The 18145-nt window shown below is 67.2% G+C and carries 20 protein-coding genes and 2 pseudogenes; 14 read left to right on the plus strand and 8 right to left on the minus strand.

Annotation, left to right across the window (positions count from 1 at the left end; all coding sequences use genetic code 11):
• Nucleotides 1-334 (plus strand): hypothetical protein (locus JO059_RS19270; protein WP_293321623.1); only part of this gene is annotated, 334 nt, incomplete at its 5' end.
• On the opposite strand, the gene JO059_RS19275 is transcribed toward JO059_RS19270, so the two are convergent.
• Nucleotides 329-1054, minus strand: a complete 726-nt coding sequence (locus JO059_RS19275) for an MBL fold metallo-hydrolase (RefSeq protein ID WP_293321625.1) — start codon at nucleotides 1052-1054, stop codon at nucleotides 329-331. The genes JO059_RS19270 and JO059_RS19275 overlap by 6 nt on opposite strands.
• A 156-nt stretch (nucleotides 1055-1210) precedes the next feature.
• Here JO059_RS19275 and JO059_RS19280 point away from each other — a divergent pair, with 156 nt between their 5' ends.
• From JO059_RS19280 to JO059_RS19300, 5 genes are read left to right on the plus strand one after another with little or no spacing between them, the layout of a single operon-like run.
• Entirely contained in the window at nucleotides 1211-2215 is a 1005-nt protein-coding gene (locus JO059_RS19280) for a zinc-binding dehydrogenase (protein WP_293321627.1), read from the plus strand.
• A 35-nt stretch (nucleotides 2216-2250) separates the two neighbouring features.
• A complete protein-coding gene (locus JO059_RS19285; RefSeq protein ID WP_293321629.1) occupies nucleotides 2251-2697 on the plus strand; it encodes an SRPBCC family protein in 447 nt (148 codons plus the stop codon).
• 9 nt (nucleotides 2698-2706) lie between these two features.
• Nucleotides 2707-3210 (plus strand): nitroreductase family deazaflavin-dependent oxidoreductase, encoded by a 504-nt coding sequence (locus JO059_RS19290; RefSeq protein WP_293321631.1) that lies wholly within the window; start codon nucleotides 2707-2709, stop codon nucleotides 3208-3210.
• Nucleotides 3211-3254: 44 nt separating this feature from the next.
• Entirely contained in the window at nucleotides 3255-3863 is a 609-nt protein-coding gene (locus JO059_RS19295) for a YbhB/YbcL family Raf kinase inhibitor-like protein (protein ID WP_293321633.1), read from the plus strand.
• A 19-nt stretch (nucleotides 3864-3882) separates the two neighbouring features.
• Entirely contained in the window at nucleotides 3883-4734 is an 852-nt protein-coding gene (locus tag JO059_RS19300) for a lipase family protein (RefSeq protein ID WP_293321635.1), read from the plus strand.
• A gap of 7 nt (nucleotides 4735-4741) precedes the next feature.
• Here the strand turns inward: JO059_RS19300 and JO059_RS19305 are convergent.
• The 4 genes and pseudogenes from JO059_RS19305 to JO059_RS19320 all read right to left on the minus strand — a co-directional run.
• Nucleotides 4742-4886 (minus strand): annotated as a pseudogene (locus JO059_RS19305) (hypothetical protein); the annotation flags it as partial.
• Between the two features lie 344 nt (nucleotides 4887-5230).
• Entirely contained in the window at nucleotides 5231-5944 is a 714-nt protein-coding gene (locus tag JO059_RS19310; RefSeq protein ID WP_293321637.1) for a hypothetical protein, read from the minus strand.
• 16 nt (nucleotides 5945-5960) lie between these two features.
• Nucleotides 5961-7409 carry a class I adenylate-forming enzyme family protein gene (locus JO059_RS19315; RefSeq protein ID WP_293321639.1) on the minus strand — a complete coding sequence of 483 codons (1449 nt, stop codon included), beginning with the start codon at nucleotides 7407-7409 and terminating at the stop codon, nucleotides 5961-5963.
• A gap of 10 nt (nucleotides 7410-7419) precedes the next feature.
• Nucleotides 7420-8136, minus strand: coding sequence for a hypothetical protein (locus tag JO059_RS19320; RefSeq protein WP_293321641.1), 717 nt, complete (start codon nucleotides 8134-8136; stop codon nucleotides 7420-7422).
• 171 nt (nucleotides 8137-8307) lie between these two features.
• Between JO059_RS19320 and JO059_RS19325 the strand changes: the two genes are divergently transcribed.
• From JO059_RS19325 to JO059_RS19350, 6 genes are all read left to right on the plus strand, one after another.
• A complete protein-coding gene (locus tag JO059_RS19325) occupies nucleotides 8308-8799 on the plus strand; it encodes a carboxymuconolactone decarboxylase family protein (RefSeq protein WP_293321643.1) in 492 nt (163 codons plus the stop codon).
• Nucleotides 8800-8829: 30 nt separating this feature from the next.
• On the plus strand, nucleotides 8830-9459 hold the full coding sequence (locus tag JO059_RS19330; RefSeq protein WP_293321645.1) for a nitroreductase family protein: 630 nt from the start codon (nucleotides 8830-8832) through the stop codon (nucleotides 9457-9459).
• Nucleotides 9459-9953, plus strand: a complete 495-nt coding sequence (locus JO059_RS19335) for an SRPBCC family protein (RefSeq protein WP_293321647.1) — start codon at nucleotides 9459-9461, stop codon at nucleotides 9951-9953. Before JO059_RS19330 ends, JO059_RS19335 begins: the two co-directional genes overlap by 1 nt.
• 260 nt (nucleotides 9954-10213) lie before the next feature.
• Entirely contained in the window at nucleotides 10214-10636 is a 423-nt protein-coding gene (locus tag JO059_RS19340; RefSeq protein ID WP_293321649.1) for a Fur family transcriptional regulator, read from the plus strand.
• A 31-nt stretch (nucleotides 10637-10667) separates the two neighbouring features.
• On the plus strand, nucleotides 10668-11132 hold the full coding sequence (locus tag JO059_RS19345; protein WP_293321651.1) for a hypothetical protein: 465 nt from the start codon (nucleotides 10668-10670) through the stop codon (nucleotides 11130-11132).
• Between the two features lie 15 nt (nucleotides 11133-11147).
• Nucleotides 11148-12143, plus strand: a complete 996-nt coding sequence (locus JO059_RS19350; protein WP_293321653.1) for an FAD-dependent oxidoreductase — start codon at nucleotides 11148-11150, stop codon at nucleotides 12141-12143.
• Between the two features lie 344 nt (nucleotides 12144-12487).
• On the opposite strand, the gene JO059_RS19355 is transcribed toward JO059_RS19350, so the two are convergent.
• Nucleotides 12488-12889, minus strand: coding sequence for a phage holin family protein (locus tag JO059_RS19355; protein ID WP_293321655.1), 402 nt, complete (start codon nucleotides 12887-12889; stop codon nucleotides 12488-12490).
• 164 nt (nucleotides 12890-13053) lie between these two features.
• Between JO059_RS19355 and JO059_RS19360 the strand changes: the two are divergent.
• A pseudogene (locus JO059_RS19360) lies at nucleotides 13054-14376 on the plus strand (PE family protein); the annotation flags it as partial.
• 157 nt (nucleotides 14377-14533) lie between these two features.
• Here the strand turns inward: JO059_RS19360 and JO059_RS19365 are convergent.
• Nucleotides 14534-15601: an amidohydrolase family protein gene (locus tag JO059_RS19365; protein WP_293321657.1), complete on the minus strand. Its 1068-nt coding sequence runs from the start codon at nucleotides 15599-15601 to the stop codon at nucleotides 14534-14536.
• On the opposite strand from JO059_RS19365, the gene JO059_RS19370 reads away from it, so the two are divergent.
• Nucleotides 15591-16928: an MFS transporter gene (locus JO059_RS19370; protein ID WP_293321659.1), complete on the plus strand. Its 1338-nt coding sequence runs from the start codon at nucleotides 15591-15593 to the stop codon at nucleotides 16926-16928. The two genes, JO059_RS19365 and JO059_RS19370, sit on opposite strands and share 11 nt — an antisense overlap.
• A 71-nt stretch (nucleotides 16929-16999) precedes the next feature.
• On the opposite strand, the gene JO059_RS19375 is transcribed toward JO059_RS19370, so the two are convergent.
• Nucleotides 17000-18145, minus strand: a 1146-nt coding sequence (locus tag JO059_RS19375; protein ID WP_293321661.1) for a competence/damage-inducible protein A, incomplete at its 5' end; no start/stop codon positions are given.

The following is an 18145-nucleotide window of genomic DNA, read 5'->3' on the forward strand; positions in this document are numbered from 1 at the left end:
GTCGGTGCCCCTCGGACTGGGCCCGGATCGCAGCGAGGTGCGGGTCGACGATCAGACGCTGCACGTCAAGATGGGCTGGGCATTCGAGGCCCATATCGCTTTGGTGTCGATCTCGCGCGCCGAGACGACGGACGCGCGCCCAGTCTCCCGAGGGGTGCACCACTGGCGGGGGCGCTGGGTGGTCAACGGGTCGGGCAAGGGACTGGTGGCGTTGACGATCGAGCCGCCGACTCGGGCGAAGTGCTGTGGGATTTCGGTGACGGTGCGATCGTTATGGGTCGGTGTCACCGACCCGGATGCCCTCATCGCCGCCTGCGCTCCGGCTCCGTCATAGGCCCGCTCTGAGCAACCAATCACGTTGGCGCCGAACAAATGTGGCGTCGACGGTCCTCCCGTGTCCCGGGACGTAGACCGCGTCAGGCCCGCCGAGAGCCAGCACCCGATCGAGCGTCCCCGGCCACGCCGCGACATCGGAGTCGCAATCGATTGCCGGGTCGGCGGACTCCTCGACGAGATCGCCGGTGAAGACCACCACGGAGCTCCGGTCGTCGATCCCGGGCGCCACGTCGATTCCGGGCGCCACTACGACCAGATCCGAAGCGGTGTGACCGCGACCCGGGTGAGCGATTCTCACCCAGCGGTCCCCGAGATCGATGACGGCATCGCGGATCGCTCGCCGCGGAGGGCGCAGGGCCGCGAGGGCACGGTCGATCTCCGCGGCGTTCGCACCGTGCCGCAACGCGTCGTCGCGGAGCCGGTCGGTCTGCGAGGTCAGGCACTCGACGACCTCGGGCGCGCAGTAGACGTCGGCTCCGGTGAAAGTGGAGGAACCCAGCACATGATCGAAGTGCTTGTGCGTCAACACAACATGCGTGATCGGCTGTCCCGCCAGCAGGCGGACGTCGGCGTCGATCGCGTCCGCTTCGGCGAGCGTGGAGCCGGTATCGACAAGCAGCGCTCCGGTCCGGCCCCGCACCAGCCCTACCGTCACGTCGCAGAACGGCAGCCGGCAGCGATAAACGCCGCCGGCCAGCCGCTCCCAGGCGAAATGCACAAGCAGGAACGTAGTCGCCACGGGTCAGGCCGGGAGCCCTTACGAGCAAACATTTCCCTTGCCGCATCGAGGCCGCCGCGCGGTCATAACCCGACGGGTGCAAACATCAGCGGTTAGTTCCGCTCGCCGCTCCCGAGAGAGACACGAGGCAACACGATGCGCTCAGTGGTCATCACCAAGCACGGCGACCCGTCCGTCTTACAGGTCCAGCGGCGGCCCGAGCCGCCGCCGCCCGGCCCGGGCCAGCTGCGGGTCGCGGTACGCGCCGCGGGGGTGAACTTCGCCGACCACCTTGCGCGCGTCGGCATGTACCCGGACGCGCCGAAACTTCCGGCGGTGGTCGGCTACGAGGTCGCCGGGACGGTCGAGGCCGTCGGCCAGGGCGTTGAGCCGGCCCGGGTCGGAGAACGGGTGCTGGCCGGCACGCGATTCGGCGGCTACAGCGAAATCGTCAACGTCGCCGCGGACGATTCGGTGGCGCTTCCCGAATCGTTGACCTTTGAGCAGGGCGCCGCGGTCCCGGTCAACTATGCGACCGCATGGGCCGGGCTGCACGGTTACGGGTCGCTGCGGGCGGGCGAACGGGTGCTCGTGCACGCCGCCGCCGGCGGCGTCGGCATCGCGGCGATCCAGTTCGCCAAGGCGGCGGGCGCCGAGGTCCATGGCACCGCCTCACCCGGGAAACACCAGAAGCTGGCCGACTTGGGCGTGGACCGAGCGATCGACTACCGCCGCGACGGCTGGTGGAAGGGCCTGGGCCCGTACGACCTGGTGCTCGATGCGCTGGGAGGCACGTCGCTGCGGCGGTCCTATGCTCTGCTCCGGCCCGGCGGAAGGCTTGTGGCCTATGGGGTTTCGAATATGCAGCACGGTGAGAAGCGCTCGCTGCGCGCGGCCGCTCCGCATGCTCTGGCGATGCTGCGGGGGTTCAACCTGCTCGACCAACTCTCGGAGTCGAAGGCCGTCATCGGTGTGAACATGCTGCGGCTCTGGGACGACCGAGGCACCCTGGAACCCTGGATCGCGCCGCTGCGCGAGGCGCTCGATGCGGGGACGATCACCCCGGTCGTGCATGCGGCGGTCCCCTTCGCCGAAGCGCCGGAGGCACACCGCATCTTGGCGGCCCGGGAGAATATCGGCAAAGTCGTGTTGGTGCCTTGAGTTTGTAGCGACTCCTCACCGGCTATCTTTTCGCAATGGCTATCACCGACACCCGCGAAGTCGTCATCGAGGCGACGCCCGACGAGATCATGGACGTGTTGTTCGACCTCGAGTCGCTGACCGAGTGGTCGTCATTTCACAAAAAGGTCGAAATCCTGGAGCGGGACGAGGAAGGCCGTCCGAGCAGATCGCGGCAAACCGTGAAAATCGTGGGCGTCAGCGACGAGCAGGTGCTCGACTATTTCGTGTACGACGACGGGGTCGGCTGGACGCTGGAGAGCTCGAAACAGCAACGCGGCCAGGAGGGCCGCTACACTTTGATGCCCGAGGGCGATTCCACCCGGGTCCGTTTCGACCTCACCGTCGACCTGTCCGTCCCGGTTCCCGGATTCCTGGTCAAAAGAGGTGCAAAGGGTCTGATGGAGACGGCAACCGACGGCCTGCGTAAGCGCGTACTCGAAGTCAACAAGCGCGGCAAGTAGGGGCAATCGGTGACGAGCCGCGCCGTAAGCGCAGTGCTTGCCGCGCTGCTGGTTGCGGCGGTCGCACGACGACTCCGCATCGCGGCGGGCATGCGCCGGGGCGACCCGGCGGTGATCGATGCCAAGCGGCGCCGCAACAAGCGATTCGCGAACAAAATGGTGACGCACGTCGGCCGCGCCGGCCGACCACACAGCATCTTTGCGGTGATCGAACACACCGGTCGGCGCACCGGCCGCAGCTACACCACCCCGGTCCGCGTGGTGGAGCAGCCTGGCGGCTTCATCGTCCCGCTCACTTATGGACCGAGAACCAACTGGTACGTCAACCTGAAGGCCGCAGGGGCGCAATTGCATTGGCAGGGCCGTGCCATCCCGGTGGGCAACCCCACAATCGTCCCTACCGGGAGTGTCCTCCACCGCTTTCCGCCGCCCTCCCGATTCCTGCTTTGGTTGGATGGCACCGAGCAGTGCGTGCTGATCCAGGACCTGAGCTCCCCCGCCGGGCGCAAGTGAACGGGAGCTTCCGAACTCAGCGTTCGCGAGCGACACTGTCCCGTATGAACTTCACACTGGCGAGCACGCTTCGTCGAACGGCGTCTGCCGTCGCCGCCCTGGCACTGGGGGTGACGGTGGCCGGCTGCGGCGGCCACGCCGGCAGCAACACGACCGCCTCGCTGACGCCGAAGGTGACGACTGTGGGTCGAACGGTCGCGGCGGCACCTGCCGACGGACCGTTGACGATCAGCAGTCCCGCGTTCGCCGACGGTGCGCCGGTTCCGGTGCAGTACACCTGCAAGGGGGCCGACCTGGCGCCGCCGTTGACGTGGTCGGCGCCGCTGGGAGGGGCTCTTGTCCTGGACGACCCGGACGCCCCCCGCGGGCCCTACATCCACTGGATCGTCGTCGGGATTCCGCCGGGCCCGGGGACCACCTCCGACGGTCAAACCCCCGCCGGCGGTACCAGTCTGCCGAACTCGGCCGGCCGGACTGGGTACAGCGGGCCCTGCCCGCCCGCGGGGACGCGGGTGCATCACTACCGGTTCACCCTCTACCAGCTTCCCGCCGATTACCAACTTCCCGCGGGACTTGTCGGCGCGCAGGCTGCGCAGGCGATAGCGCGGGCCGCGACGGCACAGGCGCAGTTCACCGGAACATTCGAAGCGTGACGACCCGGGCGCGCCCGCGATGCCGACACCGCCGACGTTAGATGTCGCCAAGGCAATACAATTCGGCGAGCTCGTCGATGCAACCTACGCGACACATCCCAGCGATCTGACGAACGTCGCCGGTCGGGCGTTGACCGCCGGTGGCGTCGGCTACACGGTGATCACGACGATCTACGCCAACGATTTGGCGACCGATATGAACCCGGGACGCGTCAACGACGACGTCTCAATCGGGCTGATCTGTCAGGAGCAAACGGGCGATGTGGTGATCGCGATCCGGGGCACCGAGGGAATGCTCGAATGGGTTCATGACGCCGATTTTCTCCAGGTGCCATGCCCTTTCCTGGCCGGGGCCGGCCACACCGAGGACGGTTTCACCGAGATGTACGAATCGCTGCGGACCGACGCCGCCCCGGATGCGCCGACGGTAGTGAGCGCGCTTCCGAAGCTGGCCCTTCCGAATCCCGTTGCGTCACTGACGATTTGCGGGCACAGCCTGGGAGGGGCCCTGGCCACGCTGTTGGCCCTCGACGTTGCGGCGAACACCGCCTTCTCCACGCCGGCGGTGTACTCCTACGGCATTCCGCGCGTTGGCGATTCGCTGTTCGCCCGTACCTATGACCAGGTGGTCAAGAACTCCTACCGGATCGCCAATCGCCTCGACATCGTCCCGGCGCTGCCCCCGCCCCTGTATTACGAGCATGTGCTCAATCCGTATGAGCTCAACCCGGTGCGGCTGCTGCCATTGCCGCCGAAGATCCTGGTCAAATCGACCGTGCCCTGCGAACATTTGCTCGGCACCTACCTGTATCTGCTATCCCTGCGATCCTTCGGCCCGGTCCTTCCGCTGGCATCCGCCTGCCGCCCGTGAATGGCCCTCAAGCCTGGTCGTCGAGCGCCTGATGGGCGGCGTTATAGCCGGGGCGTGAAGGTGATTCCCGGTCCACCGTGACATCCGGCGCCGCCGAGGTAGAGCCCATCAATCGGAATCGTGAAGTCGAGGAATCCCTTGGGCCCGGGGCGGCCCAGCCTCCGTGCGCGACTGGACGAGCAGCGCTTTGGTAGCCGGCTCCAACAAACAGCCGTCGAGGTAGGCGTTCATCCCCGCCTCGAGCCGGTCGCGTCCCGGTGGTAGTCCGGCCACCGCCGTGGCGATCGATTCGGCCGGCTGGTCGTGGAATCGAGCATGCAATGCGCGCACGTATTCGGTCCGGCTGGGGCCACGTGGTGTTCTCGTCGGATCCCGCGGGCTTTCTTGGGATCGTCGAGCCATTCCTGCAGTCGGTCTTCCGTCTCACATCCGCCGATAGCGAGGACACGTCGAGCGGACCAACCGTGGGCGTACATGCGACTCCGTGAGCGCACCGTCAGTACAGGGGTGACCAGTCTGAGGTCCGCAGCAGGCGGCTCTCCCACTGATCGCGGTACTTCAGCGCCTCGACCATGTAGCTGCCCGGCGCGCGGTGCTCCGGCGGGGTCTCGGTAGTCAGCAGGCGCACGAGCGCCGCGTAGTCGTTGGAGTCGTTGATCTTCTGCCAGAGCATCGCTTCCCGTCGCCGATGGCTGCCGTGCGCGACCTGGAAGCAGGCCTGGATATCGAGAATCCGCATCCCGCGCGGAGCTTGGGAAAGCACCCGGTAGTAAATCTCGTCCCAGGAACGGATGTAGTCGTCGAGCGGGGCGTAGGGCCAGCCGGTGTCCTCCATGAAAAGGCTCAGCGGGTGGGTCGCACCATCGGTGGGCACAGTCGTCAGGTCGACCGTCTGCAGCGGTGACCAATGGACCGGCAGCAGTATCTTGCCGGTCACGCCGTGGCGCAGGTGATCCAGTTCGCGCATCCACGGCGTCAGGTCCCCGGCCTGTGTGCGACGGGCCAGTCGCTCCCAGGCGGCGCCGTCGACGATGCCGGTGATGGTGACGACGTTGTAGGACAACCCGCTGCCGTGCGCGTGGTTGGCGTACCAGAGCAGCCGCGCATCGTCCTCGTTGGCCAGGATGGGCATCCAGCCCTCGCGGTAGGCGGCTTCGAATTCGTCTTGCCGCGCCCCCACCACCCGATGGGTCTCGTGAAGAAAGAGCACCGTGACTCCCTTTGCCTCAGGCGCTGTCCGCGATCAGCTCAGCGAGCTGACGGCGGTTGACCTTGCCGGTCGCGTTGTAGGGGATGTCGTCGACGATAGCCAGCCGCTCGGGCATCTTGAAATAAGCGATCGACTCGCGGCAGTGCGCTCGCAGCTCCTCGAGTGTCACTGGGGCACAAGCCACTACGGCAGCTCCCACCCGCTGGCCGAGCTCGTTGTCGGCAATCCCGGCGACCGCGACATCACTGACCGCCGGGTGCGAGCGCAGCGCCTCCTCGACCTCTATCGGACCGAACTTCTCTCCGCCGCGGTTAATGGTGTCGCTGAGCCGACCGGTGGGGAAGATGTAACCGTCGGGGTCTATGCGGGCGAGATCGCCCGTGCGCAACCAGCCTGCGGTCACGTTCTGACGCGTTTTCACCCACAACTCGCCGACCGTCCCCGGTTCGACGTCATTGCCGGTGGCCGGGTCGACGACCCGGACTTCAACACCGGGCAGTGGCCGGCCCACGGATCCCGCGCGGGCGGGATCGCGGTGGTCGTCGGGCAGCAGAGTCGTATACGCGCCAAGGGTTTCCGTCTGGCCGAACACGTTGGCGAACGCGACATGTGGAAGTGCGGCCATCGCCCTGCGCACCAAGGTGATCGGTGCGGCGGCGGCTCCGTAGGCGATTGCGACCAGGGACGTGAGATCGGTCTGGGCGAAATCGGGCTGATCGAGGATTCGCTGCAGCATCGTCGGCACCAGGAAGGTGGTGGCCACCCGGTGCTCGGAGACCAGGCGCAACCACTCGCCGGCAGCGAACCGCTTCTGCACCACCAAGGTGTTGCCCGAGTACAGGCTGCCGAGGACACCGAGGGAGCCCCCGACATGAAAGAACGGAACGCACATCATGCCGACCATCGGTTTCGCGTCGGCGCGAAATGGGGCAGAGATCCTTTGGGTCCGCTGGGCGAGCTGGCCGCCGGTGATCGCGACCGCCTTGGGGAGTCCGGTCGTGCCACTGGTGAACAGCACCAAGGCATCGCGTTCGTCGTCGGGGGCGGCGGTGACGTCGGGCGCTGGTGCGAACGGTCCGCCTGTGAGGTCGGACTCCGTCAGCACCTTTCGGGCACCCGCTTCGCGGAGCCGCTCGACGTACGGCTCCCCCGCGACCGCCACATCGGCGCAGCCGGCATTTTCCAACAGCCCGCGCAGCTCCGGCGGCGTCAGCGCGGGGTTCATCAGCGCGGCCGCTGCGCCCATACGAGCCGACCCGAGCAGCGTGGCGATCGACAGCAGGCTGCCGCCGTCGACCACCGCGACGCGTTGGCCGGCGATCACGCCCTGGGCGGACAGGCCGGCTGCACAGGTGCGCGCCGTCGCGGCCAATTCCCCGTAACCGATGGATCGCCCGTCGATGATCAGGGCGGCCCGGTCGGGATCGCCGGTCGCGGCGGCGTCGAGAATTGTGCCGATGTTCATGTGCGGGCCCCTAGTACAGCGGCGACCACTCGGAGGTCCGCAGTAGGCGGGTGGTCCACTGATCGCGCAGGTCCAGGGCGTCGTACATCCAGGTCCCGGGGGCACGATACTCGGCGGGGATATGGGTCCGAAGCAGGTCGAGCAACGCATCCGGCCGGCTGATGCGCTGCATCAGGATCACCTCGCGGCGCACATGGCTGCCAAGGGCGGGCTGGAACGCCGCATGCATCGCGAGCATCGAAGAGGGTCCCTCGAGGCTCCTGGCGTAGACCTCACCGCACCGGACGATGTATTCCTCGAACTTATCCTCGTAGGGCCACATGGTGTCTTCCATGTAGAGGCTCATCTCGTGCTCGCGCCCGTCGGAAGGCACCTCGTCGAACCGCACCTCCAACAGGGGCGACCACGGCAGGGGAACCAGCAGCTTGGCGTCGACGTCGTGGCGCAGCTCGTCCAGGTTGCGCATCCACTCCTGCAGATCGCCCCGCTGGACGCGCTGGGTCAGGCGCTCCCACGCCGCTCCGTCGCGAACCGCGGTCACTGTCATCACGGTGTAGGCGGGGCCACTGCCGTGCGCCTGGTTGGTGTACCACAGCAGCCGGGCGTCGTCGCCACGCGCGAGCATCGGCATCCAGCCGTCCCGGAAGGCGGACTCGAAGTCGTCTTCGAAGCGGCCGCGCACCTTGTGCACCTCGTGGATGAATAGCACCCCGAGACCTCCCGACACGGCGCTCCACCGTGAACGCCCTCGTACAACGGACGGTAGCCGGGGCGGTTGGTCGGCGCCAGGCGTGATCTACATATGCGCAAATGGCGCGCCACATCCGACCTGGACAGCCGCGTTGCGAATCTGGTTTGCTCAACTCCGTAACCCTCCCCACCGCTCAGGAGTTCGCTAATGGCCCGACTCCACGTGCCGGACGGCCCGGGTGGCGAAGCGGCCATGATTTGGACGCTGCGGCCCGAACTCGGCGGCATGGTCGAGCGGATGATCCGGGGCGCATACCAACAAAGCATCCTGCCGGTCGACGAGCGGGAGCTGGCCAGGATGCGGATCGCACAGCTCAACGATTGCGTCGCCTGCTCGGACTTTCGCGCCCGGTCAGTGCTCGACGCCGGGCCGCGGGCCCCCGCTCCGGAGCTCTACGACAACGTCGCCGCGTACTCGAGCTATCCCGGCTACACGGCGCGGCAGCGGCTTGCCATCGAATACGCGGAACGGTTTGTGACCCACCACGAGTCACTGGACGACGCCTTCTTCGAGCGACTGCGGGCGGTGTTCTCCGACGAGGAGATCCTCGATCTCACCCTGTGCGTCGCCGTGTTCCTCGGCCTCGGGCGTTCGTTGGCGGTGTTGGGCGTCGACCGATCTTGCGCAATCGACCTGTGAAGACTTTCTGAGCGCCACGGAAGGACCGGCATGGACATCGCCACGGTCGATGAACTGCTGAGCACGACGCGCGCGGTGCGCAAGCGCCTCGACCTGACCCGCCCGGTTGGCCGGGACGTAATCCTCGAGTGCATCCAATTGGCGATGCAGGCGCCCACCGGAAGCAACGCGCAGGATTGGCGGTGGCTGGTCGTCACCGATGCCGACAAGCGCGCGGCGATCGCCGAGATCTACCGCGGCATCGGTGCGGCATACCTTACCTACGCCGCCGAGAACACCACGGATCCGCAGACCCGGCGCGTATACGGCAGTGCAATGAGCCTGACCGATACGCTGGCTCAGGTTCCGGTGCACGTCATCCCATGCTTGGACCGCCGCTTCGACGGCGAAAATCTCTTGATTGCCGCGACGGCCTGGGCGTCGATCGTCCCTGCGGGCTGGAGCTTCTTGCTGGCCCTGCGATCACGAGGCTTGGGATCGGTGTGGACGACGATGCATTTGGCCAAGGAGCAAGAGGTCGCCGAGCTGCTGGGGATTCCGCCGACGGTCACACAGGCCGCGCTGTTTCCCGTCGCCTACACGATCGGCACCGACTTCCGGGCGGCCGCGCGGCCGCCCGCGGAGACCGTCACCTTCTGGGACAGCTGGGGAGAAAGCTGATGCAGTCCTATACCGTGCGGTTCCACGTCGAGGCACCCCCGAAAAAGGTGTGGCGGGTCCTTCATCCGCCGGCGCCCCCGAACTCACCGCGGCCGCGGGTGCTCAGGTGGCCCACCGGCAGCATGGAAATCCTCAACGAAGGAAACGAAGCCGGCGAGGGTCTGGTCCGCACCTGCATCTTCGAAGTTCCCAAGTATTTGCTGTCCGGCGGCAAGGCCAGATCATGGGAGACCGTGACTGAGGCGGAGGTCAACAAGCTGTCCCGCTACGTGGCGGTCGGAGCGCCGCTGTGGTCCCGGGCCGAGGGCTATCACCAACTCGACGAACAGCCCGACGGCAGCACCGTGCTGACTTTTCACGAGACATATCACGCCTACAACCCCGTGCTGCGCTTCTTTCTCGAGCGTCCGGTGCACGCAAAGATCTCTCGGGACAACCTCAAGACATACGAGCACGCGCTCGCCTACGCCGGCCGAGTGCGTCGGCTGACCTAGCGATCCGATCGGTGTAAAGACCCTGGCGCATCGTGGCGGCCGGGACGCCGAAGGTACCGAAAACTAACATTTTCAGTGAATCGACCCTAAGATCAGCAGCAAGGCGTTATCGATACTTTCGGTCGCAATTTCCGGGTTTTACCGTACGTCGGGGAAGTTCAAGCGCCCGCCGAAGGGGGTTGAAGCTGTTGACTGATTCCAGAATAGGGAGCCCCATTCGCCTCGGATCCGCGACGGCGGATTACGCACAACGCCTGCGCATGGCCGGTCTGCGCGTGACGCGCCCACGGATCGCGGTGCTCCAGGCGGTTCAGGCGTATCCCCACTCCGACACGGAGACCGTCTTCGAAGCGGTGCGCGACGTGTTGCCTGAGGTGTGCCTGCAGACGGTGTACGACGTCCTGCACGCGCTGACGGACGTGGGCATTTTGCGACGGGTTCAGCCGCCGGGTTCCGTCGCGCGCTATGAGTCGAGGGTCGGGGACAACCATCATCACAGCGTCTGCCGGTCGTGCGGGGCCATCGCGGACGTGGACTGCGCCGTTGGTGCGGCGCCGTGCCTGACCGCTGCGCACCATAACGGCTTCCAGCTTGAGGAGGCGGAGGTCATCTACTGGGGTCTGTGCGAAAACTGCTTTTCGCCGGCGCTTCACGATCACAACGGTGAGCGCGCGATACCCTGAGCCGCGCTCGCCCCGGGTACGCTGCTGTTCTATGGGATCCAGGGCACTTCGGGTACTCCCGGCGTTGATCGGCGCGGCCGGGTTCATCGTGGCGGGCTGGGCAGCATCCGTGGGTGTGGCGGGCGCCGATCCGGAGCCGGCGCCGCCGCCCGCGCCGAAGACGACGATCGATCATGACGGCACCTACTCGGTCGGGACCGACATCGCACCCGGCACGTACAGCTCGGCGGGGCCCGTCGGTGACGGCACCTGCTATTGGAAGCGGGTGGGCAACCAAGACGGCAACCTCATCGACAACGCCATCAGCAAGAAACCGCAGGTCGTTCAGATCGATCCGACAGACAAGTCATTCAGGACGTCCGGCTGCCAGCCCTGGCAGTTGACCCCCGACGCCACTCCGCCCGCCAATACGCCGCCGCCAGGAGTGCAAGGCGCCCTTGGCATCCTCAACGGGCTGCTCGGCGGCCAGAATGGCCAGCCAGCCCCCCACTCGTGACGGGCCCTTTCCGCCGTGGCAACTGGCGCGCGACAGGTCGTCGTCATCGGTGCGGGCGTCAGCGGGTTGACGTCGGCCATCCTGTTGGCCGAAGCCGGCTGGCCGGTGCGAGTGTTCGCGGACGCGATGCCGCACGAGACCACGTCCGCTGTCGCCGGTGCCGTGTGGGCGCCCCCACGTCCACTGGGCGGGACCGGCGATCGCGCCGCCGTGACCCTCGGTTGGACCGATCAGTCGCTGGGGGTGTTTCGCGAACTGGCCAAGGACCCGGCCACCGGGGTCCGCCTAACGCCGGCAGTGGCCGTCGGCGAATTCACCGAAACCGAGGTGGCGTCGGCGGCCGCGGCGCTGATCCCCGATTTGCAGGCCGCCGACCCGGCCGACATCCCGGAGGGGTTCGCCGTCGGGTTTCGCGCGACGATGCCGATGATCGACATGCCGGAATACCTCGGGTACCTGACGCGGCGGCTGACGGCGGCGGGCTGCCGAGTCGAGGCGCGGTCGGTGCGATCGCTGGCCGAGGTCGCCGACACCGCATCGATCGTCGTCAACTGCACCGGCCTCGGCGCGGCAGCACTGACCGGCGATGACACGCTTCGGCCGTTGTTCGGCCAGCACGTCGTCCTCACCAATCCCGGTCTGCACCAACTGTTCATCGAGCTAAGTCACGGCCCGGAATGGACGTGCATCTTCCCCCATCCGCGGCGAGTCGTGTGCGGCGGCATCAGCATTCGCGACCGGTGGGACTCGACACCGGAGCCCGACGTGACCGCCCGCATTCTGGAGCGTTGCCGCCGGATCGAGCCCCGGCTCGGCGAGGCCGAGGTGATCGAGACGATCACGGGGCTGCGTCCCGACCGGCCGTCCGTGCGCCTCGAGGCCGAGCCGCTCGGGCATGCTCCCGGACGAGCCGTGTGCATCCACAACTATGGGCATGGGCGCAACGGAGTGACATTGTCATGGGGTTGCGCCCGCGACGTGCTCCGCCTGGTCAAGGACATTGATCCGTGAGCATCGATTACCGGCTGGACAGCCATATCGCCAGCATCACGATCAACCGTCCCGAGACGCGTAACTCGCTGGACATGGCGCACTTTCGCGATCCGGCCCGGGCACGGGCAACGTTCGCGACGACTCTCGCGCCTGGGAGCCGACCTGAAGAAGTTCATTCCCGAGCTGACCGGTGATCTGCCCCGGCCGGACGGCTGGAACAAGGGAGACAACGAAACCCGGCACAGCGACCGCATTTTCGACACCGAAGACGCCAAGGAAGGCCACGAAGGGCCGCGAAGGGCCGCGCGCCTTCGCCGAAAACTGACCGCCACGGTGGCGGGCTCGCTGAAGATGTAGGTGCGTCAGGCGCGAGTGCGACGACCGACGTCGCGCACCACGAGCGACAGCACCCAGCTCACGATGGACAACACGATCGCGGCCCAGATTGCCGTCCACCAGAAGTGATCGATCCGCAGGCCCCAGTGGGTGGTGTGTTCGGTGATCCGGGCGGTGATCCACAGCATCAGCGCGTTGACGACGACGTGAAACAGGCCGAGGGTCAGGATGTACAGCGGAATCGACAAGATCTGAACGACCGGCTTGATGAAAGCGTTGACCAGACCGAAGATCACGGCGACGACGAAGATGATGCCGACTCTCTGCAATGTGTTGTGGCCGCCGACGAATTCGATCCCGTGGATGAACTTGGTGACCAGCCAGAGCGCAATCCCGGTCAATGCGGCGCGAAGCAGGAAAGGTCCCATGCCGGAATTCTGCCATTGGGTGTCGCGGGCTTCATCCGGATGATCTCGGGCGGAGCACATTCCGTCGCCGCCGAGCGACAAACGTTCGTTAAGACGCCGGCCGAGGCGCGACGGCGATAGGATGCGGTGGCCCGGGGGTTCGGTGATACGAGTTAAGGAGAGCGATGTCTTATCTGGTGGCGGCCCCCGAGTTTATTGCTTCGGCGGCAACGGATCTCTCCAACATCGGCTTGTCGTTGACCGCCGCGCACGCAGCGGCGGTAGCCCCGACCACCACCGTTATTTCCGCCGCTGACGACGAGGTGTCGGCGGCGGTGGCTTCGCTGTTTTCCGGCCACGGACGGGCCTTTCAGGCGTTCGGCGCTCAGGCTGCGGCGTTCCATGCCCGGTTCCTGCAGATCTTACGCGGGGCCGGGACCGCCTACGCGTCAACCGAGGCGGCTAACGCCTCGCCGCTGCAGACCTTCGAACAGGATCTGCTGCAGGCAATCAATGCACCCAGCCAGGCGCTGACCGGGCGGGCGCTGATCGGCAACGGCGCCAACGGTGCACCGGGCACCGGACAAAACGGCGGGAACGGTGGCTGGCTGATCGGCAACGGCGGCGCCGGCGCGTCCGGAACATCGTCGACGACCGGGGCGGGCCAAAACGGCGGCAGCGGCGGGGCCGCCGGTCTGTTCGGTGTCGGCGGTGCCGGCGGGGCGGGCGGGTTCGGCCTGACCACCGCCGGCAATGGCGGGCGGGGTGGGAACGGAGGGCTGCTGGGTGTCGGCGGCGCCGGCGGTGGCGGTGGGTTCAGCTCCACCGCCACCGGCGGGGTCGGAGGGGCCGGCGGCCGGGGCGGCTCGCTCCTCGGTGCCGGTGGGGCGGGCGGCGTCGGAGGGGCGGGCAAGGCCGGCGGGGCCGGTGGAGTCGGCGGCGCCGGCGGGAATTTTTCCGTCGGTGGGGCCGGCGGGGCCGGGGGCTACGGCGGCAAAAGCACAGGCGGTGCCGGTGGGGTCGGCGGCCGGGGCGGCTTGCTCGACGGTAGCGGCGGGGTCGGCGGTGTCGGCGGGTTCGGCGGCACCACCGGCGGGGCGGGTGGGGCCGGTGGCCCGGGCGGCTTGCTCGACGGTGGCGGCGGGGTCGGCGGTGTCGGCGGGTTTGGCGGCACCACCGGCGGGGCGGGTGGCGTCGGTGGCCTGGGCGGCTCGCTCGCCGGCGCCGGCGGGGCCGGAGGCGCCGGTGGGATCGGCACCACCGGCGGGGCCGGCGGAGCCGGCGGCGACGCCGGGATGCTCATCGGCAACGGCGGGGCAGGCGGCGCCGGCGGGTTCGGCATCGCCGCGGGCGGCAACGGCGGCAACGCCGGCGGGAGTGGGCTCCTTATCGGCAACGGCGGTGGCGGCGGCCCCGGCGGAGACACAAGTTTTGCTGCCGGCACCGGCGGCAACGGCGGCAACGGCGGCAACGCGAACGTCATCGGGGCCGGTGGGAACGGCGGAAATCCCGGGCTTGGCCCGGTCGGCGCAACGCCGGGCATACCCGGCGCCGGCGGAAAGGGCGGGTTGCTCGACGTGTTTCCGGGGCTACCGGGTTTGATCTAGCCAACCCCTGGGAGCGGTCTCTGCATTTGCCACACCGCCAGAGACGAACGGCGAGAGCCTAATTCAAGTTGTAGAAGCGCTGCGCGTTCAGCCCGCCGATCTTTTCGCGGGCGTCCTCGCTGATGTCTGCGCGGGTTCGCAGATGCTTGGTGCTCTCCGGCCATTCGCCGTCCCAGTGCGGGTAGTCGCTGGCGAACATGATGAAGTCGGCGCCGAGCACGTCGATCACGCCGGGCAGGATCGGTTCCTCCGGCTCACAGGTCACCCAGATGTTGCCCGCGGCCAGATACTCGTGCGGGTCGCGACGCCACCCGCGCTCCACCCAATCGCCTCGCTTCTCGTAATGCTCGTGCAGGCGGTCGATGAAGAACGGGACCCAGCCCGCGCCCGCCTCGAGGAAGGCGACGCGCAACCGCGGATGACGCTCGAAGACGCCGCCGGAGACCATCGCCGTCATCGCCGTCATCTGGTCGAACGGAAAGCTGATGCAGTGCACCTGGATGTAGTTGGTGAAGCGGTCGACGCCGATCTTGGGCAGGTGGATGCCGGGCGCGCCGTGAATGCCCAGCGGCATCTCGAGTTCGACGGCGGCGGCGTAGAACGGATCGAGATCCGGGTGGTCGAGGTTGCGCGTCTTGAGTGCCGGCGGGACGAGGGTCGCCACCACTCCGAGGTCCTTGGCCTCGGTCATGACGTCAATGGCCGCTTGCCCATGCTCGATCGGGGTCACGGCGACGCCGCGCAACCGGCCGCCCGACGAGGCGCAGTAATCCGCGATCCACTGGTTGTACAGCCGGCAGAACCCCGCGGCGAAGTCCGGGTCCTCCAGGCTGGGCGCGCACAGCCCCATGCTCGGATACAGCACCATCGTGTCGATGTGATCGCGGTCGGCGTCGCCCAGCACGCCTTCGGGTGAGCGGCAATTGATGTCGGGCGCCTTGCTGATCCCGTGCTCTGGAGGACAACCGGCGCCGGGGCCCTCGTCCTCTGGGTAGTTGCGGCCCTCGAACGTCAACCGCAGCCGCCCATCGGTGCTCGGCTTGACATGGTCGGGCCAGCGCTTGATCGCTTCAATTGCCAGCGAGGAATTTTCGGCGACATGCCCATCCGCGTCGATGATTCGCATGTCTGGGGAACTTACTCTCGCGATTCGCCGCCTGGTACTGCACGATGCTCAAGTGACCACACAAAGTCCTCGGCAGAAGTTGACCGCCGATCAGCGCAATTCATTCATCGCGGCGTTGCTGGGCTGGACGATGGACGCCTTCGATTACTTCATCGTGGTGTTCGTCTATGCCGATATTGCGAAGGCGTTCCACCACAGCAAGGCCGAAGTCGCCTTCATCACCACGGCCACGCTGGTGATGCGCCCGGTGGGCGCGCTGCTGTTCGGGCTGTGGGCCGACCGCGTCGGTCGGCGGTTGCCGTTGATGGTGGACGTGATGTTCTACTCGGTGGTCGGGTTCCTCTGCGCGTTCGCCCCGAATTTCACCGTGCTGGTGATCCTGCGGGTGCTGTATGGCATCGGCATGGGCGGCGAATGGGGGCTTGGCGCCGCGCTGGCCATGGAGAAGGTTCCCGTCGAGCGCCGGGGGTTTTTCTCCGGACTGCTGCAGGAGGGTTACGCGCTTGGCTACCTGCTGGCGAGCGTGGCCTCGCTGGTGGTGATGAACTGGCTGGGGTTGTCGTGGCGCTGGTTGTTCGCGCTGAGCATCATCCCTGGCCTGATCAGCCTGATCATCCGATATCGGGTCGAGGAGTCCGAGGTATGGGAGGCCGCCCAGGACCGCATGCGGGTCACCAGTACCAGGATCCGCGACGTGCTGCGCGACGGCGCGATCATCCGCCGGTTCTTTTACCTGGTGCTGCTGATGACCGCTTTCAACTGGATGAGTCACGGTACCCAGGACGTGTATCCGACGTTCCTCGGCGCGACCACCAACCACGGTGCGGGGCTGTCCAGCGTGACCGTCAAGTGGATCGCGGTGGTCTACAACATCGGCGCCATCATCGGCGGGCTGGTCTTCGGCACGCTTTCCCAGCGCTTCAGCCGTCGCTACACCATCGTCTTCTGTGCGCTGCTGGCTCTGCCGATCGTGCCGTTGTTCGCCTACTCGCGCACCGCGGCGATGTTGTGCCTGGGTTCATTTCTAATGCAGCTCTGCGTGCAGGGCGCATGGGGAGTAATACCCGCTCATCTGACCGAGATGTCGCCGGACGCCATCCGCGGGCTCTACCCGGGCGTGACCTACCAGTTGGGAAATCTGTTGGCCGCGTTCAATTTGCCCATCCAGGAGCGCCTCGCCGAGTCACACGGTTATCCCTTCGCGTTGTCCGTGACCATCGTGCCGGTGCTGATAGCCGTGGTGTTCCTCACGCTGATCGGCAAGGATGCCACCGGAATTCGCTTCGGTACCGACGAAAGTGCTTTCCTGCCCACCGGAGTGAGATGACCGCTGATATCTCAAGTGCCGGCGGTGGGCGAAGAAGTCCTTCCGATGCGCGCAAACAAGCGCCGGATGTGCTATCCCCGTTCCTGCCTGCCCAGGATGCGCCGGAGCAGGTGCATCGCGACGGTCGTCGACCGGTCCCGGACGTCGGATCGGTTCCCGGGGAGGCGCAGGGTGCGGGTCTCCTGTTTGCCGTCCGCCAGCATCACGGTGAAACAGACTGTGCCGACCGGCTTTTCGGGCGTTCCGCCGGCCGGCCCGGCGATGCCGGTGATCGCGGCGGCGGTGTCGGCGCCAAAGTGCTGTAAGGCGCCCACCGCCATGGCCTCGGCCACCGGTTCGGACACCGCGCCGTGCGCCTCGATCAGCCCCGGGTCGACGCCCAGCAGTTGCGTTTTGGCAGCGTTCGAATAGGCGACCACACCGCCCGCCACATAGTCGGACGAGCCGGCACGATCGGTCAGTCGCGCCGCCAACAACCCCGCCGTGCACGATTCCGCCGTCGCTATGGATCGACCGGACAGCAGCTGTGCCACCAGATCGTCCACGTTGGAGCCGTCTTCCGAGTAAATCTGCTGTCCGTGCTTTCCGCGGAGCAACTCGGTGAGCCGCTCGTAGGCGTCGGCGGCATCGGGCTCGTAGCGCGTAACCATCTCGATCTCGCCCCGGCGCAGGCAGGTGGTGATCTCCAGCGAGTCGAACCCGGCGAGGGATGCCTCGGCCTCACGGAGCGTCTCGGCCAGGCCCGACTCGGGCAGTCCGAACATGCGAATGGTCTTCTGCCGGTAGGTTGTTCGGCCGGCAATCGCCTCCCGGGCCGCGGCGGTTTCGATGGCTCGGTGCCACATCGGCTGAAGCTCGCGCGGGGGCCCGGGAAGCACGATCACCGTCGGCTTGCCCGGGACGACCACACCCGGCGCGGTGCCCTCCGGATCGAGCACCAGCGAACCGGCGGGAACCATGGCCTGCTTGCGGTTGGCGGCGCGCACGGCGTCGAAGTCGACGCCATCGAAGCGCGCCATGAACGATCTGAGAATAGCGGCGATCTTGTTCTCGACCTCGGCGTCCAATACCAACTCGCGCCCGGAGAAGCGCGCCACCACCTCCACGGTCATGTCGTCGGCCGTCGGGCCCAGGCCGCCGCTGGTGACGATCAGATCCACCCCCTGGTCCGCCATGAAGCGCAGCTGCGCCTCGATGTCGGAAGGGCGGTCACCGCA

Source organism: Mycobacterium sp., from assembly GCF_019247615.1.
Classification (GTDB): domain Bacteria; phylum Actinomycetota; class Actinomycetes; order Mycobacteriales; family Mycobacteriaceae; genus Mycobacterium.

Excerpts from the sequence above, each read along its gene's own strand:
- JO059_RS19280 (WP_293321627.1), top strand. The coding sequence starts at position 1,211 with ATGCGCTCAGTGGTCATCACCAAGCACGGCGACCCGTCCGTCTTACAG.
- JO059_RS19285 (WP_293321629.1), top strand. The coding sequence starts at position 2,251 with ATGGCTATCACCGACACCCGCGAAGTCGTCATCGAGGCGACGCCCGAC.
- JO059_RS19295 (WP_293321633.1), top strand. The coding sequence starts at position 3,255 with ATGAACTTCACACTGGCGAGCACGCTTCGTCGAACGGCGTCTGCCGTC.
- JO059_RS19300 (WP_293321635.1), top strand. The coding sequence starts at position 3,883 with ATGCCGACACCGCCGACGTTAGATGTCGCCAAGGCAATACAATTCGGC.
- JO059_RS19315 (WP_293321639.1), bottom strand. The coding sequence starts at position 7,409 with ATGAACATCGGCACAATTCTCGACGCCGCCGCGACCGGCGATCCCGAC.
- JO059_RS19325 (WP_293321643.1), top strand. The coding sequence starts at position 8,308 with ATGGCCCGACTCCACGTGCCGGACGGCCCGGGTGGCGAAGCGGCCATG.
- JO059_RS19330 (WP_293321645.1), top strand. The coding sequence starts at position 8,830 with ATGGACATCGCCACGGTCGATGAACTGCTGAGCACGACGCGCGCGGTG.
- JO059_RS19335 (WP_293321647.1), top strand. The coding sequence starts at position 9,459 with ATGCAGTCCTATACCGTGCGGTTCCACGTCGAGGCACCCCCGAAAAAG.
- JO059_RS19340 (WP_293321649.1), top strand. The coding sequence starts at position 10,214 with ATGGCCGGTCTGCGCGTGACGCGCCCACGGATCGCGGTGCTCCAGGCG.
- JO059_RS19345 (WP_293321651.1), top strand. The coding sequence starts at position 10,668 with ATGGGATCCAGGGCACTTCGGGTACTCCCGGCGTTGATCGGCGCGGCC.
- JO059_RS19355 (WP_293321655.1), bottom strand. The coding sequence starts at position 12,889 with ATGGGACCTTTCCTGCTTCGCGCCGCATTGACCGGGATTGCGCTCTGG.
- JO059_RS19370 (WP_293321659.1), top strand. The coding sequence starts at position 15,591 with ATGATTCGCATGTCTGGGGAACTTACTCTCGCGATTCGCCGCCTGGTA.
- JO059_RS19365 (WP_293321657.1), bottom strand. The coding sequence starts at position 15,601 with ATGCGAATCATCGACGCGGATGGGCATGTCGCCGAAAATTCCTCGCTG.